Below are 19,316 nucleotides of genomic sequence, written 5' to 3'. Positions count from 1 at the left end.
CATGAGCGCAGCACCATCGACGGCACAGCTCTTGCCCGGCGGCAGAGCCTTTGCGATTGCTCTCGGGGCCGCGGTCGCCTTCGGCGCGGTTCCGCTCCTCGGTTCCGACTATCTCATGGACGCGGTGCTGACGCCGTTCCTCGCGCTCGCGCTGGCCGCGGTCGGGCTCAACCTGCTCACCGGCTACGCCGGGCAGGTGTCGCTGGGCTCCGCCGCGTTCCTCGCGGTCGGTGCCTATGCCACCTACAACCTTCACCTCCGGCTGCCGCAGCTGTCGCTGTTGGTCGATCTGGTGCTCGCCGGCCTCATCGCGGCTGCGATCGGCATCGTGTTCGGATTGCCGAGCCTGCGGCTGCGCGGCTTCTACCTCGCGGTCTCGACGCTCGCCGCGCAGTTCTTCGTGCAATGGGCGCTCACCAAGTTCGGCTGGTTCTCCAACGACAATCCGTCCGGCGTGATCGATGCCCCGGTGCTCAGCGCGGCCGGCTTCACCTTCACCAGCCCGGCGGAGCGTTACGTTTTCTCGCTGAGCGTCGTGGTGGTCGCGACGGTCCTGACGCAGGGGCTCCTGCGCGCGCAGAGCGGCCGCAATTTCGTTGCGGTGCGCGACCATGAACTCGCCGCCAGGGTGATCGGCGTGCCGTTGCTGCGCACCAAGCTGCTCGCTTTCGGCGTCTCCTCGTTCCTGATCGGCATTGCCGGCGCGCTGTGGGCCTTCGCCTATCTGCGCACGGTCGAGCCGACCGGCTTCAACCTCGATCGCTCGTTCCAGATCCTGTTCATCATCATCATCGGCGGACTGGCCTCGCTGCGCGGCGCGTTTCTCGGCGCCGCCTTCATCGTGGTGTTTCCGCTGCTCCTGTCGCGCGCCGGCGCGGCCCTGCTCGGCGGCGTGTTCGATTCCGGCGTGCTGGAGATGAGCCAGCGCATCGTCGTCGGCGTGCTCATCATCGCGTTCCTGATCGCCGAACCGCGCGGCCTGATCGCGCTGTGGGACCGCCTTTGGCGAGCGATCGCGCGGCCGCCTGCCATCCGCAACACCTGACATTTCGCACCACTGGAGAGACCAAAGATGATTAGATCGAGATATCTGAGAATTGCCTTCGCCGCCGCGGTGGCCTCCGTGCTGGCCACAGCATCGGCGGCGCGGGCCGACGAGCAGTTCTTCCCGCTGCAGAGCTACCGGGTCGGTCCCTATGCGGCCGGCGGCACCGGCTTCTTCGGCGGCTTCATCGACTATCTCAATTTGATCAACATCCGCGACGGCGGCGTCAACGGCGTCAAGCTGACCTGGGACGAGGGCGAGACCCAGTACGAGGTCGAGCGCGGCGTCGAGGTCTATGAACGGCTGAAGGGGCGCCCCGGCGTTGCCGCCTGGAATCCGCTGTCGGTCGGCATCGCCTATGCCATGATCGACCGCATTACCAAGGACAAGGTGCCGCTCATCACCATCAATCACGGCCGCACCGATTCGACCGACGGCCGCGTGTTCCCCTACGTGTTTCCACTGCTGCTCAATCCCTACAGCGAGACCTCCGGAATCGTGAACTACATCGCGAGCCGCGAGGGCGGGGTCGACAGGCTGAAGGACAAGAAGATCGTCGTGCTCTATCACGGCTCGCCCTATGGCAAGGAGACCATCCCGATCTACAAGCTCTTGGCCGACAAGTACCAGTTCAGCCTGGAGCAGATCGAGGTGCCGCATCCCGGTAACGAGCAGCAATCGCAATGGCTGTCGATCCGGCGCGCGAAGCCCGATTACGTGGTGCTGCGCGGCTGGGGCGTGATGAACCCGGTGGCGTTGAAGACCGCGCAGAAGGTCGGCTTCCCGGTCGACCACATCATCGGCAACGTCTGGTCCAATTCCGAGGAAGACGTGATCCCGGCCGGCGACGCCGCCAAGGGCTACATCGCGATCACGACGCAGGCCTCGGGCGAGCAGTATCCGGTGTTGCAGGAGGTGATCAAGACGGTCTATGGCGCCGGCAAGGGCAATCTCGACGACAAGAAACGGATCGGCAGCGTCTACCACAATCTCGGCATCGTGAACGGCATCCTCAATGTCGAGGCGATCCGCGTCGCACAGGCGAAGTTCGGCAAGCGCACCTTGACCGGCGACGAGGTGCGTTGGGGCTTCGAACACCTGCAACTCGATCCGGCGCGGGTCGAAGCGCTCGGCGCCAAGGATCTGTTCCACTCGATCAACGTCACCTGGGACAATCACGAGGGCGACGGCCGCGTCACCTTCCAGCAGTGGGACGGCGGCAAGTGGAAGGTCGTCTCCGGCTGGATCGCGCCGGACTGGGCCTTCCTGCGTCCGATCATCGAGAAGTCGGCAGCCGTCTATGCCAAGGAGCACGGCATCAAGGTACGGACCTCAGGCGACGATCCCGTCAGCAACTGACGCCGCAGGGACGCGGGAGCTGATCGGCTCCCGCGTGCCTCAAGATGTTGGATCAACAGATGAGCGAAACCCTGCTCTCGGTCGAAGGTCTGGCCGCGACTTACAACCACGCGATAGCGGCCGTCAGCGACGTCTCGCTTGCCGTGCGGCGCGGCGAGATCGTCGCCGTGCTCGGCGCCAACGGCGCCGGCAAGTCGACCACGTTGCAGGCCGTCTCGGCGCTGCTCTCGGCGCGTCGCGGGCAGATCACCGCCGGGCAGATCGTGTTTGACGGCCGCGATCTCGCGGGCACCTCGGCGGCGGCGCTGGTACGCGCGGGGCTCGTGCCGGTGCTCGAGGGGCGGCATTGCTTTGCCTCGCTGACGGTCGAGGAGAACCTCATCACCGGCGCGATGGGGCGTGATGCGCGCCGGGTGGAGATCGCCGCAGACCTCGACCGCGTCTATCAGCTGTTTCCGCGCCTGAAGCAGCATCGCCGCTCGCTCGCCGGACTGACCTCCGGCGGCGAGCAGCAGATGACGGCGATCGGCCGAGCCCTGATGTCGCGTCCGCGGCTGCTCGTGCTCGACGAACCGTCGATGGGTCTCGCGCCGCTGGTCGTCGAGGCCATCTTTCGCGCGCTCAAGCAGCTCAACAGCGAGCAGGGGCTGTCGATCCTGGTCGCCGAACAGAACTCGACCGTGGCGCTGCGCTTTGCCGACCATGCGGTTGTGCTCGAGAACGGGCGCAGCGTGCTGGCCGGCCGCGCGGCCGAACTGCGCCAGCGCGCCGACATCAAGACCCACTATCTCGGCGGATCGTCGCAGGCCGACCCGCGCCCAAGGCAGCCGCGCGAGGCTGTCGCATGATTGCAACCCGGAGAGACTGACCATGGCCAACGACAATCTCGCACGCAGGATCGACGACGACGTTTATGCCAGGCTCGATGCCGCCATCGACGCGACGGTGAAGGTGCATGCCGACCGCAACGACCGCGAGAGCCGCTTTCCGCGCGAAAATCTTCGCGCGCTGGCGGAGGCCGGCTGGACCGGCGTGCTGAACGAGCCGCAGTTCGGCGGGCTCGGCCTCGGCCATCTGGACTTCGCGGAAGCCGCCTACCGGATCGGGCAGGCCGATGCCTCCACCGGGCTCATCTACGTCATGCATGTCGGCGCGGCTCAGACCATCAATCTGTTCGGCAACACCGATCAGAAGGAGCGCTGGCTGAAGGCGAATAATGGCGGCCTGCTCGGCACCTATTCGACCAGCGAACGCGCCACCGGCGGGCACTGGTGGTACAATCTGTCCGAAGCCTCGCGCGACGGCGACGACTATCGCGTCAACGCCGAGAAGTCGTTCACCACGAGTTCGGGCCAGGCCGATTATTACGTGGTGCAGACGCGCACGCCTGATGCCAAGGATCAGGCCGACATCATCTTCTTCATCGTCGACGGCAAGGCCGAGGGCATCGAGTCCCGGCCCTGGGATGCGCTCGGCGTGCGGGCCAACCATTCCGGGGCGATCCGCTACAGCAATGTGCATGTGCCGCAACGCGACCGGCTCGGCGCCGAAGGGCAGGGCAAGGAGATCATCTATGACGGCGTCTCGCCGGTCTATCTGATCGGGCTCGGCGCGGTTTGGGAAGGCGTGGCGCGCGGCGCGTTGAACGCGGCGATCGCCCACACCACGAGCTTCGTGCACAAGGACAGGAACAAGAGCCTGTCGGATTATCAGGCGATCCGCCAGGAACTCGGTGCCGCCAAGGTGCTGGTCGAGACGCTGCGACCGTGGCGCAACGAGCTCGCGGGCAAGCTCGACGCGCTCTGGCGTGCCGGCAAGCCGCAAAGCGAGATCCTGATTCCGCTGACCGAGTTCAAGGTGCACGCCGCCGAGGTCGCCAACAAGGTCGCCGCGACCGCGCTGACGGTGACGGGCGGCTACGGTTATCATCGCGGTCCGATCGAGCGCGCCTATCGCGACGCCCGTGCAGCGATCGCGATGGGGCCCTCCAATGTCATCGCGCGCGACTGGATCGGAAAGGCAATGGTCGGTCTGCCGCTGGAGCTCTTCTACGAGGGGGGAGAGTAAGTCGAATAGGGGGACATCCCCAACCTTGGCGCACATGAGATGTCTCTCTCGTGGAATAGCTCTCCATTGCCGGTGGGGATGCTAGAGCGACCGGGACGTGTGCTGTCGGGAGGTCAACGGTCTCGATCAGACCAGTGGCTTCCATGTCCACAGCAAGACTCTCGCGGTCTTCTCAGGGCGCCTTGAACGGAGCCTTATCTGTCGAATGGCAGGTAGGGCGCGTCCGAGATCAAGAGCGATCCTGTTGGCGATAATTGGATCCGCCATTTGCTTCGATATTGAGGTTGATAAGGATATTCATCATCGCCTGCCTTCCCGAACTCGCTATTGAGGGCCTCCCGAGAGAGGACGAGGAGAGGGGCAGATATGTAATGGCGCCATCGGGACATCCAGCATTCGAACAAAGGACCGGCGGGCGCCGGCGCTAGCGCTACGACTGTACGGTCCCGAGTCGGTCTGGCAGCAGGTCGGCCAGCGGCTCCTCGACGATACCTGCGCTCGGCTGACCGGCCGTCAGGAAGATGAGGTCGATGCCGACGAGCCTGATCCGGATGATTTCCCGGCCGGTCCGAAGTGGCCGTGATCGCGCTACATTCGTGCTCAAGATTTTAATGGTTCGGCCCTGCAAGACGCGGGAGGCGCGAAAAATCAGCCGAGAGCGTGCAGTCGGGCGTGGCAGCGGCGACGCCAGAGACGTCGGCGGGTCCGCAGGATATCCGAAATGCGCCTGCTGCGGCGAGACAGGAGATCCGTCTCCAAATCCACCGCGATCGAGGCCAATCGGTACGCTCCCCCGACCATCCGCGTGACTTCCTCGTCCCCGATCGGACGACAGTACCGATCGGCGATCCGAGCGTTACCGACGAACGTGCCGGTCTCGACGTCGATACAGGTGAGGGTACCCGGGCCCGCCGGATCTTCCGGTCCTGAGACGATTACGTGGCAGTCCCGATAAGGCAGTTTCCGCCTGCAGATGCTTGAGGGGGCCGAGGACACGTCGCACATCCATTTTTGCGCCGGCCAGGCACGTCGCCTGCGGCAAAGTTTCTTCGTGCGCGGGAGAAGCTCCCGCGTGTGCGAGGATTGGCCGGCGGCGGTGAACGAGTGCCGCGAACGATCGCTATAATTTGAAACGTTCCGGTGAAGGGCGGGGCCGGTTCATTTAATGGGAAAGAATCCGTTGCCTTCGAGACCTCGGCTCTGGCGATTTCCCAAGGATTCGTTGAGGAAGACACGAACGAGCATTCCATCAGAATCGCAGGCGGCGTTCCAGCTTAAGCTTCTGGAGGGCAGAACGAGTCACCAGCGGCATGGATACGGCGCCGATGTGAGAACTATGGATGGAGGGCTTATGACGTTGGTGAGGCAGGTGATGCCTCCGCGGGGCTGAAGAGTGGGATCCGAGGGTGGTCGAGAAGCATCAAGACTGTGCGCGATGTTCAACCGGAAGGTTCTTAGGATCTATCGGAACTGGTCGACCGCCATCTATGATACCGGGTTGCATTTCGTTTTGGTCTAGTTGAGCTGGAGGAAATGATCGCCGCAGATTCCTTGCGGTTTGGCCTTCCGCATCGTCGGCGACATCCGGCAGGTTTGCAGGCTCAGGGCGGACTACGAGGGCCGCTTCCTCAAAAAGCGAGGCTTCCTGATACGGAGAAACGGCTTGGCGTTCGCCAACAGCGTCGCTGCCGCAGAATTGGACGCGCGTCCCGCGGCCAGACGCGCGATCGACGAACGGGCCCGTCAGGCGCAATCTCGAATTCAAGCGAACGAGGATTACAAGTCTGTTGAGTAGAAATCTAACTCTCAGAAGTACGTCGGCGTGTCCCGTTGTCAGACCGCGAGCGTTAGTTACCAGTGACCGAAGCGCAAAATGGTACGGTGAAGCAGATATCGCGCTTCTGGTGATCGAAAACGAGGCTTTCGATCGTCGTTCGACGACAGGATTCTCTCGGATCGGCCTACCAGCCGGATCGCGACGTAGTGCGGCTGAGACCTGACTGAATTGAACGCCAATCGGGCCGAGGCCAAAGTGCCAGATACCCGATGATCAACTGATCATCTGCACTATGAGCATGCTGTTCGACGGCATCACCTCATGTTGGTAATGATCATCGACATACCGATCATCGGCATCGTCGAGTGTCGGTCGTGACCCAGCAGCAGCACGAGCAGAAGAGTTGGCTCACCCCCGCCTGATACCGGCGCCAGCGGCCTGCCGGCCATGCGAAATTCGGCGCCCATTCTTCGAATTGCTCCTGCGTCGGGATCTTTGCCGCGTCAACCTTGGACTTTGCTGAATTTGGTAGTCGCAGCAGCAGCAAATCAGTTGTTCTTATGGTCCGAAATCGAGTCGCTCTTACCTGTCTCATGAAATTCTTCTTCGAAACAACCGCTTTTTTCAGAGGATCGTTGAGATAAATTCGTCGGGCTCGGCGAGAGCAATTGAATTTGTGTAGTCAAAGGGAATGACGCGATGAAAGAAACGGTTGATAATCGCCTATTGGCAGCAATTGATCGGTTAGCGAAATCTTCCAGCGAGGTAGCCAAAGCTTTGTCGACAATGCTGAGCAAGCAGGACATTGCAAATGAACACCTGCGCAAACTTGTAACCGCTGCGGAAATGTACGGGCTACCCAGAACAAATCATAGCTTGTTTCGTACTTTGTCTGTGATTGCACAAGAACGAGCGATTGAGATAATCCGTACAGAAATGCCTGATGCTGTCTTTTTTGCCGATCATGATGAGTTCAGGTTTGATGCCTTGTCAAAAGCGGATGCGGGTGTTGCTCTCGAGTTCGGTGTCTATACCGGTTACACCATCAGCACCATGGCCGAGCGATTTCCGGAGCGGAAGTTTTATGGCTTCGATAGCTTTAATGGCCTGCCGGAGCGCTGGAATGGATATCTTCCAGTGGACTTCGATCGTGGAGGCAAGGCGCCTGACGTTCCGGAGAACGTAGAGCTTATTGTTGGTCTGTTTGATGAGACGATTCCGTTGTTTGCTCAGCGCAAGCTGCCCGTTGCGTTCATCCACGTCGATTGCGACATATATTCAAGCACAAAAAGTATCTTTACGGGGCTCAAGTCTCAGATTCGTCCAGGATGCGTTATCGTGTTTGACGAATACTTCAACTACGTAGGGTTCGAGAAGCATGAAAGACTAGCTTTCGACGAATTCATCCGTGAGACCAACTATGGTGTTAATTGGATATCGTATTCGGGGCAACAGGCCGCTTGTGTACTGACGACGGGTGCATAGTGCCTACAGTCGGGCCGCAGAAATGCGTGGTCGGTGCGGAGTTCGTTACATTCTCCTTCAATCTCGATGGATTGAATTTGGCAATCGACAATTTCACTCATTGATATTGCTTGTCGCCATAAGGCTGGTGCAGGGAGCAGCAGCGGCATGCTTTTACACTCGTCTATGGCCATTGTATCGTCTGTGGGAAAGCCCTCAAGTAGAGGGGTGTTGGAACGCTCTGCTTACCAGATTACTGGCTATTCCGTGGAGTCGTTCATTTCGTTCTCGGCGCGAGCGGACATATTGCCGGCGCGCGCCCATGCGGAGGAGAAGCCGGGCAGCTGTGGAACAACTAAATCGGGTGGCGTAAGTCCTGGACGGAGGAGCGTTTGCTGCACGCTCCCAATTTGGGAGTAACCTCTACCCTCCGAGCGAGCCGTCGCCTGGTCCGGATCGCCGGTTGTGGTGCCACGTCGACCAGCAGGTTTCATGAGGCAGATTTCCTGAAGGCACCACCCTCGGTTTTCTCAAGCTCAAAAATCGGCAAAAAAACGAGCGGAAATTCGGCCGTCGTAAAAAGTGTCCTCACATATTATTATTAACGAAATTGGTGGGCCCGGCAGGAGCATCCACCATCGCTCATAAAGCCTTGATTTTCGATTGCGTCGGGCAGGAAGCGAGACGGAATGTCCCACCTTCGTGTCTCACCACTAGCTGAACAGAACCCTCATTGACAACATGACTGGCAAACTAGCTCACATGAAGCCGTAGCGCCCATCGCGGAGTGAAGTTCGGAGTGTCAGCCGGGCGATCCTGCGCGGCCCTAGCCAGACCTCGACCAGGTTATCTCCCATCAGTTCCCGGGCTCAGCTTACGGCTTCCTCGTCTGTGTCAACGGTCCGTAGGATGGTCCCGGTTCAGTGTAGTGCGTAGACCTTGTAGATCATTGTTTATCGTGCTGGCCTGCCGCCCGTAGCAGACTTATCCTCATGGCTCGCTCACAGGACGCCTTGAATGGCATATTTTCCTGCGGCGCGCGTATGTGGTCTTGACCATGCGGCGAGACAATCTGGGATGAACAGTAGCCGCGACCGGCTGCCTTCCGGCCGTGCTCACGGAAGTATGGTGCTATGTCGATCCGTATTTCAGTCGTCGGTCCCTCGGTGGTCAACGCAGATCGTATCCAGTTCTTGTTTGTCGGTTACAGGGTGTGCCCACCCTGCCTCGTGGTTGCCCGTCAGCTCGCATAGCCGTGTGATCGTAACGCCCTTCTGGTAGTTGCTGTATTCAACGAACAGGAAAAGGGCGAACAAGCACCACGTCAGCGGATGCGTGATGAAGCTCAATCGCGCTTCGGCTACGAACTTCTGCAACATAAGTACCTCCGGTCAGGACCGCCAGAGAAGGCCGTGGAGAGCCGTTAGGCTACTGGGTACAAGTTGTCGTCGCCCAAGGATTTGACGCACAGGCGGCTGCGGCTGCGAGTCGGGACAACGCGCTAGGCTTGTCCGTCTGCTTCGCTTTCCTCAAGGGCGATCTTAATGAACTCATCGGGATTGAATGCAACGTCCCCGACTGTCTTCGCCGTGAACAGCGGGGCTCGTGCGGCTGCTTTGAACAGAGCCTCGTTGACCATGTGGCCGTTTTCTTCGGTGATTGCGTACGTCCAAGGCTTGCCTTGTCCCGCGCTGATGAACTTGGCTAGCGCGCGGAGACGATAGTCAATGGCGATGATTACGTCCGGCGTCTGCTCTTTGTGCAGAGCCCGTATCAGCGATATGGACGGGTCTCCGGGACCTAGCTCCTCGCGGTCTTCGTTTATGGCCTCGTGGCCTTTTATGAGCACGTCGAAAGGGACGGCCGGAATAGGCTTGAACTTCTTCGGCATGAGATCAGTGCCAATGAAATAGCAGCAGGGCGACGAGCACGATAGCGGCGAGGATGCCAAGACCCTTCCCGTTGAACTCGAAGAAGGGACCTTTGAAGTGCAGTTGATGGTCGGACATGACGAGGCTTTCCCTTTAGAAGAGTGCTTCGCCTTCTTGCCTATCCCTCCGTGCCCGGTGCTTTTGTCCGGTGCCCTATGGGCATGTCTAAGTGATTTACGGTTTTCGTCAATCCGCGCTTCCTGGCTTTTCTGTGGCTAAGCTCTGCTAGGCCACTGAGCGGCTTAGCGAAACAAAAACATGGCCCCTGTGTATAAGCGCCAGTTTTAGCATCCCGAAAACGACGGATTTTTTTGTGGGGGTAATGCCGCGACTTTTTGATCGGTGTTGCATCGTCCTGCTTACTGTTCTCACTGAATGAACAGATCACCGGCTGAGGTGTATGCGCTGCCACCGAGAGCGGACGGCGTTGCGCGCAATTTCTTGGCGACTTGCCGGGTGACAACCGCCGAGTGCTCGGCCTAAATACCGCACCCTCATTTCCGGGAAGAAACGCGCATGTTCAAGAAGAAGACCCTTTTCGTCCTGGGCGCAGGCTCCAGCTACGAAGTCAACGTGCCGGTCGGGTTGGGGTTGGCCAAGGCGATCGGGACCAAACTGGATGTCCGGCTAGGTGACTACAACAGGAACATCGGTGAAGGCGACAAATACTTGCTTGGCCAGTTTCAGAACCAATTGCCCCAGCAGTTCAATGAATATCTCGCAGCCGGTTGGCGTATCCGTGACGGCTTGCCTACCGCTAACTCGATCGACGACTTTTTGGATATGCACAGCCATGACGAGCAAATGCAGCTCATCGGCAAGGCTGCGATCGTCAAATCGATCCTAGAGGCTGAGCAAGAAAGTCAACTTTACTTCGACCAGAACAACTCGCGTAACAAGTTGATGCTCGAAAAGCTGGAGGGCTCTTGGTTCATGAAGTTCATCCGCGTTCTTGGTCGCGGTATCCCCAAAAGCAACGCAGCTCAGATTTTTGATAACGTCAGTTTCGTCGTTTTCAACTACGACCGTTGCGTGGAGTTTTTCCTGCTTCAGGCGCTGCAGGCGATGTACAGCCTTCCGCTGAATGATGCCGCTTCGATCGTGCAGGACCTTTCAATCATTCACCCGTACGGCACTATCGGCGAACTCCCTCACCTTGGCAGCGACGGCACGCAAGTTCCGTTCGGTGGCGTCGAAAACTTTGACTTCAATTACATCAAGCTCTCGCAACGCATCAAAACATATACGGAGCAGATCGCCGGCACTGAAGTAACGAATCGTGTCCGAAATGAAGTTGAAAGAGCCGAGCAGGTCGTGTTCCTCGGATTTGCCTATCACGCGCAGAACATGCTTCTGCTTCGGCCGCTTGAGGAATTTGCTTCGTCCAGGCCGATCTACGGGACTGCGCTCGGCATGTCGGCTTCGGATGTCGCGATAGCGACGGGGGAGCTGCGTAGTTGGTTTTTGCCCGACGACGCTCTATCGAGCGACCCGTTCGCGGACATTCATATCGAGAATGGGCTTACCTGCGCGAAGATGTTCGACAACTACGCCAAATCTATCGCCGGCGGATAGCTCAGTACGCGGGACAGACGTACTGCTTCTTTCGGATCACGTGTTTGTAGCGAAACCTTCACGCTCGATGATCTGCGCTCTATCGACGCAGCGCGCACGGGCCACCGAAAATAGTAGATGCCGTGACGTGACACGGCCAAATACGACGGAACAAACACGCCGAAGTGCTCCACAAAAATGTCCCACCAGAGAGCATCCCGGAGCCAAGGCTTTGATTTTTTCTATTATTATCGACTGATGGTGGGCCCGGCAGGACTCGAACCTGCAACCAAACCGTTATGAGCGGTTGGCTCTAACCATTGAGCTACAGGCCCCGCCACTAGAAGGCGGCGACGCGGCATGCTGGCATCGTTACAGGTTGTCTGCCGCTCCCGCAAGGTTCAGTCACACTTCCGCGCCCGCGCTTCGGACTTCTCCGCATACGTTCCTTTCCCGTTCTGTAGCTCGAAGCGTGAATTCGGTTCGAAGGCCCGCTTTGGCGCAGTTATTATGTGTCGTTATGAAGGCGCGCGACGTGCGTAGAATCAGCAGGCCGCGTCGGCGCGAAGTCATAAGATACGGTTTTTCCAACCTAGCGAGCTCTTCACTGGTGTTGAGGCGGGCGATGAGGCTTCAGCGTTCCGTTTTGACAAAACCTTGGTATAGGTTTGACAGCCCATCCTATATTACCCACTCACCTTTGTAGAGTTGAGCATCCATCAGATCGTTTCTAATTTCGACATCGAGGCCGGATCAATGAGCGATCGAAGCGAAGCCTTGAGCTGGCTTGATTCCTCGCTGGAAGCCCTTGCGTTCCATCAAGGTCTGAGGACGAAACGACATGGAAACAGGTGAGCCCAATTCCACGTCTCGAGGCGGCCCGCAGGCTGCTTAGGTGCAAAAAGACATGGATGTTTAACTTGGGAAGTGCGCCCGCAATTCGAGGTCGCGGTCAGTGATGAGAAGGGCAGGGCCAAGCAACCTCGATGTAAGAAGCGCAGGACTGAGCTCCCTACTTGGGCGCGTTTGCCTTTGGATCAGGCGTTTTCAGTTCCCAAGTTTTACGCGCATTAGCCGCGGGCAGCGCGACCTGCTCACGAATTTGCGTTACCTTGAATGCGAGTCGAGATGGCATTTACCGAACTTTTCATCAAACGCCCGGTGTTGTCTGTCGTCCTCAGTCTCCTGATCCTGCTGATCGGACTTCGCGCGGCCACCGTTCTGCCGATCCGGCAGTATCCCAAGCTGTCCAATACGGTCGTCAATATCACGACTTCCTATCCTGGCGCCTCCGCCGACATGATCCAGGGGTTCATCACCACTCCACTGGAGCAGGCCGTCGCTTCCGCCGAGGGCGTCGATTACATCACTTCCTCATCGGTACTCGGTACGTCGACAATCCAAGTCTACATAAAGCTGAATTTCGATCCCAACGAGGCGCTCACCGAGGTGCTTTCTAAGGTCAACTCAATCAAATATTTAATCCCGAAGGAATCAAACGATCCAGTCGTCACTAAGGCAACGGGTCAGGCCACCGCTGTCATGTATATCGCTTTCTCCAGCGAGGAACTGACGGCCAGCGCGATTTCTGACTATCTCTCGCGCGTCGTGCAACCGGTTATGTCAACCGTTGATGGCGTCGCCGCGGCAGACATCTTGGGCGGCCAAAGTTTTGCGATGCGGCTATGGCTCGATACGGCGAAAATGGCAGGGCGCGGCGTCTCGCCGGCTGATGTTTCGGCTGCAATCGCCGCCAATAACTTCCAGGCGGCGGCCGGCCAGACCAAGGGATATTTCACTATCTCCGACGTCACGGCAAATACCGACCTACGGAGTGTAGATGACTTCAAGCGCATGATCGTTAAAGCCAATGATGGTGGCTTTGTGCGCATTGAGGACATTGCGACAGTCGAGCTTGCCGCGCAGACGACAGACGTCAGTGCCATCATGAACGGCGAGCGCGCGGTCGTCATCGGCGTGCAGGCGGGTCCACAAGGCAATCCGCTGAACATAGTGCGAGGTGTTCGCGCGCTGTTTCCAGAAATGGAGCGCAACCTGCCGCCATCGCTCAAAATGAAAGTGGCCTACGATTCAACAAAATTCATCCAATCGTCGATCGATGAAGTGGAGAAGACGCTCATCGAGGCCATCGTGATCGTGGTGATGGTGATCTTCCTGTTCCTAGCCTCGCTGCGATCGGTCGTCATTCCCGTCGTCACCATTCCGCTGTCGCTCGTTGGCGTCTGCAGCTTGATGCTGGCGCTGGGGTTCTCATTCAATCTCCTGACCCTGCTTGCGATGGTGCTCGCGATAGGTCTCGTGGTCGACGACGCGATCGTCGTGGTGGAGAACGTCTATCGTCATCTAGAGGAAGGGGCGCCGCCCCTGCAGGCCGCCACGAAGGGAGCGCGCGAGATCGTGGTCCCTGTCGTATCCATGACGATTACGTTGGCGGCCGTATACGCCCCCATCGGCTTTCTCGGTGGCCTCACCGGTGCGCTGTTCCGCGAGTTCGCGTTCACGCTGGCCGGGGCGGTGATCGTGTCTGGCGTGATCGCTTTGACGCTGTCGCCGATGATGTGCTCGGTCTTTCTAAAGAGCGCCGAGGAGGGGCGGTTTGCAAGATTCTCGAACCGCGTGTTCGCTGCCATGACATGCTGGTACAGCCGCAAGCTTGATCGCTCGCTCGACTATCGCCCAATTACCTGGCTCTTTGCACTGACCATGCTGGGCCTTGTCGGCTTTTTCTATGTGCATACCTCTAAGGAACTTGCACCCGAGGAGGATCAAGGTATCGTATTCGCACTCACGAAGGCGCCGAAATATGCCAATATCGACTATCTCGACTACTACGGTGCCAAGCTCGAAAAGGCCTTCCGAAAGTTTTCCGAGACCGATTTGAGCTTCGTGCTCAACGGTAGTGGCGGCTCGCAATCAGGCATGGCCGGAATGTTGCTGAAGCCGTGGGACGAGCGCAAGCGATCATCGATCGTGCTTAGGTCCCTTGTTCAAGCCGAGCTGTCGAAAATCGAAGGCATTAACGCATTTGCTTTTAGCTTACCGGCGCTTCCGGGCGGATCGGACGGCCTGCCCGTTCAGATGGTGATCAATTCGACGCTTGGCTACCAATCCGTCTATGAGCAAATGTTGAAACTGAAGGACGCCGCGCGCAAGAGTGGTCTGTTCATGGTTAGCGACTCTGACCTCGAATTCAACCAGCCGGTGGTGCGAATCAAGGTCGATCGGTCCAAGGCCAACAATCTTGGCATCACCATGCAGAATATCGGCGACGCGCTGGCCACCCTACTTGGCGGAAACTACGTCAATCGTTTCAATCTGCAGGGCCGCTCCTACCAGGTGATCCCGCAGGTGCCGCGCGAGAAACGCATGGCCCCAGAAGCGATTGGGAACTATTATGTAAAGACTGCGACGGGCTCGATGCTTCCGCTATCTACCGTCGTCTCGGTCGAGACTGCGACTGATCCGAACGCGCTCACCCACTACAACCAGCTCAACTGCGCGACCTTTCAGGCCGTGCCGATGCCTGGGGTCACGATCGGTCAAGCCGTGGACTTCTTGGAAGCAGAGGCAAAGAAGCTGCCGGCGGGTTTCAGCCACGACTTCCTTGCCGACGCGCGGCAATATGTGCACGAGGGTGACCAACTTGCCATCACCTTCGCATTTGCATTGATCGTCATATTCTTGGTGCTTGCGGCGCAGTTCGAAAGTCTGCGCGATCCCCTCATTATTATGATCAGTGTACCCATGGCAATTGCCGGCGCCTTGATACCACTATTCTTTGGCTGGGCGACGATGAACATCTACACTCAGGTCGGGCTGCTGACGCTTGTCGGTCTAATTGCCAAGCACGGGATCCTGATGGTTGAATTCGCCAACGAGCTGCAGCTCAAGGAAAGACTTGACCGTCGCTCGGCGATAGAGATGGCGGCTCGCGTCCGACTTCGTCCAATCTTGATGACGACGGCGGCTATGGTCACAGGCGTGGTACCTTTGTTGGCGGCAACAGGAGCTGGCGCCGCGAGCCGCTTCTCGATTGGGCTCGTGCTCGTCGCGGGCATGTCTATCGGCACGCTGTTCACGCTCTTCGTCCTGCCGGCGGTCTATGTCGCGATCGCCTCCGATCACCGTGTCGATGCGAGTGCCGGTCACGCGAAGAAGGGCCGCAAGTTCGACCTCACCAGCGCTGCCGAGGCCCAGCCGGCCGAGTAATGACGCCGGGATCAGGCCAGATTGACTGATTACTGCTCTACGGTAGGGGCGTTTCCTGCCAACGTGGTAATGCCCCGAAATTCGTGGCGAGACCAAAGGACGGCCTCTCGCGGCGCGCTCCTCTCGACCCATCGTTCGCCCGCGGCAAAGGACTGCCTCATAGAGGGGAAAGAAGATCATTTCAAGGTGTCGGCGTCGTGAACGGCGGAGCCTCAGGAGGGGCGTAACGCTCCGTTGCATCGAGGTCTTCGCGCTATTGCTGCCGAGGTTACTGCGCGCATCGGGCGCTCGAAGAACACGTCAACAATCCGCAGTTGCTTCGCCACGATGAATTGCGGCACGTTCACCGCAGCCGAACGTTGACCCACCGCGCCGCGCGCGGAGAGAATTAATGCGTTATCAAGCAGGATGCAGCTTATCCATCATCCAAATTGCTCTTGAAAGAGAATTTACTTTCTTTCATTTGGCCGCGTTGAATTGCTAGGTGAAAGAGATGAACTCCGGTCTGATCCGCCTTAGGGTGGCTACCGCGAGTGCAATTCTGTGGGATTGGAGAACTGGTTGTCCGCACTTAGACGGATGCTGACGCTTTTGCGATTTCGATACGAAGACCATTGTTTCAGCAAACCGAGGCGCATGGCTGAATGATTTAGTTAGGTAACGGGGAGTACAGCGCCGCTTTTGTTGCACAACTGCAGCCCGTAACAGGGAGCAAACGTAGAAACCCTGCACTTGACCGCGGCCATCGCCATTATTAAGGCGGCCGGAGCTCGTAAGCGAGTGGTCAGAATCTTTCGCGATCTTGAAGACCAAGGTTTGCGTCTGATTCCCCGGCGGGATTGGGCGCCCTCTGGCGTGGGAAAGTTAAGGAAATGCCTGAGTTTGATGCTTCTATCTGGTTCCTGGCCGCAACGACGTGCTTTGCGGCTTTCGTAAACGGAGCCATCGGCTACGGTTTTTCGTCGCTCACTGTGCCGCTTGCGCTGGTTTTCTACACCAATCGCATTCTCAATCCTGCCATTGTCATCGTCGAAGTCTTCGTCAACGTTTACGTGCTCCTCATCAATCTGAAGGGCGTACCGGCGGTTTGGAGGCGCGTGTTTCCCATCTTGGTTGGACTCTTGCCAGGCATTGCACTTGGCGGGTATGCATTGGCTTCACTGCAGCCGGGCTGGATCAAATTCGCCACTTACACGATCATTCTTCCTTTGATCCTGCTGCAAGCCGCCGGTTGGCGCCGCCCTATCGAAGCAAGCTGGCTAATCAGTCTGCCATTCGGATCGATGCTGGGCATCCTCTATTCGGTGACTACTATCTCCGGCCCGCCCTTGGCGATGCTGTTTAACAATCAGTTCCTGGTCAAAAACGAATTTCGCGCCGGACTTGCCCTGGTGCGCGTGGCGGAATCGAGCGTGACCGCTTTCGTCTATTATAGGCTTGGCCTGTTCATCCCCGAAAGCGGCAGTCTTCTCCATGTATTAATACCCAGCGTTGTGCTCGGCATCCCGCTGGGATCCTACGTCATTCGCCAACTTGATCCGGAGATATTTCGACGCATTTGCATGAGTTTCGATGCTTGGATCGTGGGCTTCGGTTTGTCACGGGTTCTAATCGAGCTCAATCTAGTGCAGAGCGCGTGGGCTTATAGCGTGATGGCCACGACGATATTGATTGATCTTTGGTTGTTATACTCGTTCCTTACCACGCGCCGTTCGAGCTGGTCAGAACGGCGACCTCGGCAAGGTGCGGGTATAAGCGCTTGAACGATGCCAGCGGGCTCCTTGATGTCGAAGGCACCCGTCCTGGACCTGGCCAAGCGATCGCGGAGCTAATAGAATTGATGTGATGATCGCGGCGCCGCGCTGCCCCTTTCGGTGTCGACGAGAACGGCATGAACATCGAACTAATTGCTCCAAAGACAACACGGCGCACGAGCCAGATATCCAATATCAGAGGAAATTCAACGTTTGTAGGCTGATGTTCTTGCCGTTCCACTCGAAATGGTGGTGATCTTCGTCAGTGCACACTAATCTTGAAAGACCGGATCACCCGAAATCGCTGATCACGGAAAGGACCTCTTCACCGATAAAGCCGCCGGGGATGATTGAGCCTTAGTGAAAGGCGATGACCGATAGACGGCGGTCCCGCGCAAGCCGTCAATGCCGGTCCAATACTTGTGAGATTCCATTTATTCCGAGCTTCACGCCGGTGATCCCCTACGCCGTGCCAGATGTCTTCGCACGGCGACTTAACTGCGTCCCAGCTTGTCCCAGAGGCCCCGCGCGCACGTTCAGCCTGCTCAGCTTTGCTGAGAGCTGCGGATTGGCTGAAAAGTGATGTCATAGAAACTGACGACTGTGTTCGAGGTGAGTCAGCGCAGGCAAGGGCGCGCTGGGCTTTGTATGTTTTCCGACAAGGAATCCTTGGGCTTTGCGCTCCGTAGGGTACCAGCAAAGACGATTGTCACTCGTATGGTTAGTTTATCCCAGAAAGACTGCGCGACACGCCGGATGGTGATCGACAATTACTCTCATTTGACCTTCGCTCGCCAGAACTTGGGCCGTTTTGCGACGGCATAGCATTTGCAGAGATGAAGATTGTCAACTTGAGGCCGTCATCATCGAGCTTCAGGCCGCTTGCAGGCGTAGCGCACGGGGTGAGGTGCCCCGCTCGCGAGCCGTCCTCTCAGGAGTGCCTGTGATACCATCTGCCAATTGGTCTGCGGGCCTGCTCGGGACGCGGCTCGCATTTTTCGTGGCTGGCTTCGGCCTCGCGGCCTGGGCGCCTTTGGTGCCGCTGGCGAAGGAGCGGCTCGGGGTGGATAACCGCGTGCTCGGTCTTCTGCTACTCTGTCTCGGAGCGGGGTCCGTCATCGCTATGCTTTTGACCAGTGTGTCGAATGCGCGCTATGGCAGCAAGCCCATCATCATCGCGGGTGGGCTTGGCATCTCGCTCATCCTGCCGTGGCTTGCAGTTGCCGGCACACCTCTCAGCCTCGGTGCCATGCTGTTTGCCTTCGGTGTTTCACTTGGTTCGATCGACGTAGCCATGAATATTCATGCGATTGAATTGGAGCACGCCACGGGACGTCCATTGATGTCCGGCTTCCACGCCCAATACAGCATTGGCGAATTTACCGGTTCTGCCGCGGTGACCTCGTTTCTTTCGCTGCAGCGTGGCCCGCTTATCTCGACGTTGGTCTGTTCGGCCTTAATGATGATCGCGATTATGTCAGCATGGCCGCGGCTGCTCGCCATGAGTTTGAGACCGCAGGAACCGTTGTTTGTCTTGCCCAATCGCAGTGTGTTGCTGGTAGCCGTACTCGCGGCTGTCACCTTTCTCGTCGAAGGTGCAATGCTTGATTGGAGCGCTTTGCTTCTCGTTGGGCAAGGCCTCCTCGCAGAGGCGCACGGCGGCCTTGGCTGTATGCTCTTCTCAATTGCGATGGCCGCAGGCCGTCTCAGCGGAGATACCATGGTAGCTCGGCTCGGCGACCGTACCACATTGATGCTCGGGACCGTGCCAATTTTGACCGGCTTCTTGGCTGTGGTGGCCGCGCCGATTGCGTTGATTGCCATGGCGGGGTTCGTGCTTATTGGATTGGGTGTTTCAAATGTTGTACCCGTACTGTGTCGATGCGCCGGCAAACAGAGAGTGATGCCCGTAGGCGTTGCGATTGCAGTCATCACCACGGCCGGGTATGCGGGTATACTGGTCGGTCCCGCCAGCATTGGGCTCGTCGCACACATGGTCGGCTTGCCGTTGGCGTTCGCGATGTTAGGCGTGCTCATGTGCATCGCGACGCTGTCGGCGCGGATGGTGATGGCAGAGTCTCTCTAAGCGACGGCTCAGAGGGAATAGCGACGCGCGTCGAGCTAATGACCGGTCG

Annotated in this window: 13 protein-coding genes and 1 tRNA gene; 10 read left to right on the top strand and 4 right to left on the bottom strand. The window is 58.4% G+C overall.

Annotated elements, in window-relative coordinates; all coding sequences use genetic code 11:
• The first annotated feature begins 1 nt into the window (after position 1).
• The 5 genes from CK489_RS39705 to CK489_RS41640 all read left to right on the top strand — a co-directional run bounded on the left by CK489_RS39705 (position 2) and on the right by CK489_RS41640 (position 6,266).
• Entirely contained in the window at positions 2–1,045 is a 1,044-nt protein-coding gene (locus tag CK489_RS39705; RefSeq protein WP_095736123.1) for a branched-chain amino acid ABC transporter permease, read from the top strand.
• A gap of 27 nt (positions 1,046–1,072) precedes the next feature.
• Entirely contained in the window at positions 1,073–2,404 is a 1,332-nt protein-coding gene (locus tag CK489_RS39700; protein WP_095736122.1) for an ABC transporter substrate-binding protein, read from the top strand.
• Between the two features lie 59 nt (positions 2,405–2,463).
• Positions 2,464–3,252, top strand: a complete 789-nt coding sequence (locus tag CK489_RS39695) for an ABC transporter ATP-binding protein (protein WP_095736213.1) — start codon at positions 2,464–2,466, stop codon at positions 3,250–3,252.
• 22 nt (positions 3,253–3,274) lie between these two features.
• Positions 3,275–4,471 (top strand): acyl-CoA dehydrogenase family protein, encoded by a 1,197-nt coding sequence (locus CK489_RS39690; protein ID WP_050402911.1) that lies wholly within the window; start codon positions 3,275–3,277, stop codon positions 4,469–4,471.
• Between the two features lie 1,558 nt (positions 4,472–6,029).
• Positions 6,030–6,266, top strand: coding sequence for a hypothetical protein (locus tag CK489_RS41640; protein WP_050402912.1), 237 nt, complete (start codon positions 6,030–6,032; stop codon positions 6,264–6,266).
• A 296-nt stretch (positions 6,267–6,562) separates the two neighbouring features.
• Here CK489_RS41640 and CK489_RS41635 read toward each other — a convergent pair whose 3' ends face one another.
• The gene (locus CK489_RS41635; RefSeq protein ID WP_157113573.1) at positions 6,563–6,715 is read right to left on the bottom strand and encodes a hypothetical protein; all 153 of its coding nucleotides are present in this window, start codon (positions 6,713–6,715) and stop codon (positions 6,563–6,565) included.
• Between the two features lie 232 nt (positions 6,716–6,947).
• Here CK489_RS41635 and CK489_RS39675 point away from each other — a divergent pair, with 232 nt between their 5' ends.
• The gene (locus CK489_RS39675) at positions 6,948–7,733 is read left to right on the top strand and encodes a class I SAM-dependent methyltransferase (RefSeq protein ID WP_083992241.1); all 786 of its coding nucleotides are present in this window, start codon (positions 6,948–6,950) and stop codon (positions 7,731–7,733) included.
• A gap of 1,127 nt (positions 7,734–8,860) precedes the next feature.
• Here the strand turns inward: CK489_RS39675 and CK489_RS39670 are convergent.
• Positions 8,861–9,091, bottom strand: a complete 231-nt coding sequence (locus CK489_RS39670) for a hypothetical protein (RefSeq protein WP_095736120.1) — start codon at positions 9,089–9,091, stop codon at positions 8,861–8,863.
• 122 nt (positions 9,092–9,213) lie between these two features.
• The gene (locus tag CK489_RS39665) at positions 9,214–9,603 is read right to left on the bottom strand and encodes a hypothetical protein (protein ID WP_095736119.1); all 390 of its coding nucleotides are present in this window, start codon (positions 9,601–9,603) and stop codon (positions 9,214–9,216) included.
• 556 nt (positions 9,604–10,159) lie between these two features.
• Between CK489_RS39665 and CK489_RS39660 the strand changes: the two genes are divergently transcribed.
• Complete coding sequence (locus tag CK489_RS39660) at positions 10,160–11,218, top strand: hypothetical protein (protein ID WP_095736118.1); 1,059 nt, start codon at positions 10,160–10,162, stop codon at positions 11,216–11,218.
• 238 nt (positions 11,219–11,456) lie between these two features.
• Here CK489_RS39660 and CK489_RS39655 read toward each other — a convergent pair.
• Positions 11,457–11,532: transfer RNA gene (locus tag CK489_RS39655), tRNA-Ile, on the bottom strand.
• A 793-nt stretch (positions 11,533–12,325) separates the two neighbouring features.
• Between CK489_RS39655 and CK489_RS39650 the strand changes: the two genes are divergently transcribed.
• From CK489_RS39650 to CK489_RS39640, 3 genes are all read left to right on the top strand, one after another.
• Positions 12,326–15,427 carry an efflux RND transporter permease subunit gene (locus CK489_RS39650; RefSeq protein WP_095736212.1) on the top strand — a complete coding sequence of 1,034 codons (3,102 nt, stop codon included), beginning with the start codon at positions 12,326–12,328 and terminating at the stop codon, positions 15,425–15,427.
• Positions 15,428–16,299: 872 nt separating this feature from the next.
• Entirely contained in the window at positions 16,300–17,190 is an 891-nt protein-coding gene (locus CK489_RS39645; RefSeq protein WP_095736117.1) for a sulfite exporter TauE/SafE family protein, read from the top strand.
• 937 nt (positions 17,191–18,127) lie between these two features.
• Complete coding sequence (locus CK489_RS39640; protein ID WP_050403040.1) at positions 18,128–19,267, top strand: MFS transporter; 1,140 nt, start codon at positions 18,128–18,130, stop codon at positions 19,265–19,267.
• Positions 19,268–19,316 lie beyond the last annotated feature (49 nt).

This window comes from Bradyrhizobium sp. UFLA03-84, from assembly GCF_002289535.1.
Classification (GTDB): domain Bacteria; phylum Pseudomonadota; class Alphaproteobacteria; order Rhizobiales; family Xanthobacteraceae; genus Bradyrhizobium; species Bradyrhizobium viridifuturi.
This window is presented reverse-complemented; position numbering and strand designations above follow the sequence as displayed.

Excerpts from the sequence above, each read along its gene's own strand:
- CK489_RS39705 (WP_095736123.1), top strand. The coding sequence starts at position 2 with ATGAGCGCAGCACCATCGACGGCACAGCTCTTGCCCGGCGGCAGAGCC.
- CK489_RS39645 (WP_095736117.1), top strand. The coding sequence starts at position 16,300 with ATGCCTGAGTTTGATGCTTCTATCTGGTTCCTGGCCGCAACGACGTGC.
- CK489_RS39670 (WP_095736120.1), bottom strand. The coding sequence starts at position 9,091 with ATGTTGCAGAAGTTCGTAGCCGAAGCGCGATTGAGCTTCATCACGCAT.
- CK489_RS39675 (WP_083992241.1), top strand. The coding sequence starts at position 6,948 with ATGAAAGAAACGGTTGATAATCGCCTATTGGCAGCAATTGATCGGTTA.
- CK489_RS39650 (WP_095736212.1), top strand. The coding sequence starts at position 12,326 with ATGGCATTTACCGAACTTTTCATCAAACGCCCGGTGTTGTCTGTCGTC.
- CK489_RS39695 (WP_095736213.1), top strand. The coding sequence starts at position 2,464 with ATGAGCGAAACCCTGCTCTCGGTCGAAGGTCTGGCCGCGACTTACAAC.
- CK489_RS39700 (WP_095736122.1), top strand. The coding sequence starts at position 1,073 with ATGATTAGATCGAGATATCTGAGAATTGCCTTCGCCGCCGCGGTGGCC.
- CK489_RS39660 (WP_095736118.1), top strand. The coding sequence starts at position 10,160 with ATGTTCAAGAAGAAGACCCTTTTCGTCCTGGGCGCAGGCTCCAGCTAC.
- CK489_RS39665 (WP_095736119.1), bottom strand. The coding sequence starts at position 9,603 with ATGCCGAAGAAGTTCAAGCCTATTCCGGCCGTCCCTTTCGACGTGCTC.
- CK489_RS41635 (WP_157113573.1), bottom strand. The coding sequence starts at position 6,715 with ATGGGCGCCGAATTTCGCATGGCCGGCAGGCCGCTGGCGCCGGTATCA.
- CK489_RS39690 (WP_050402911.1), top strand. The coding sequence starts at position 3,275 with ATGGCCAACGACAATCTCGCACGCAGGATCGACGACGACGTTTATGCC.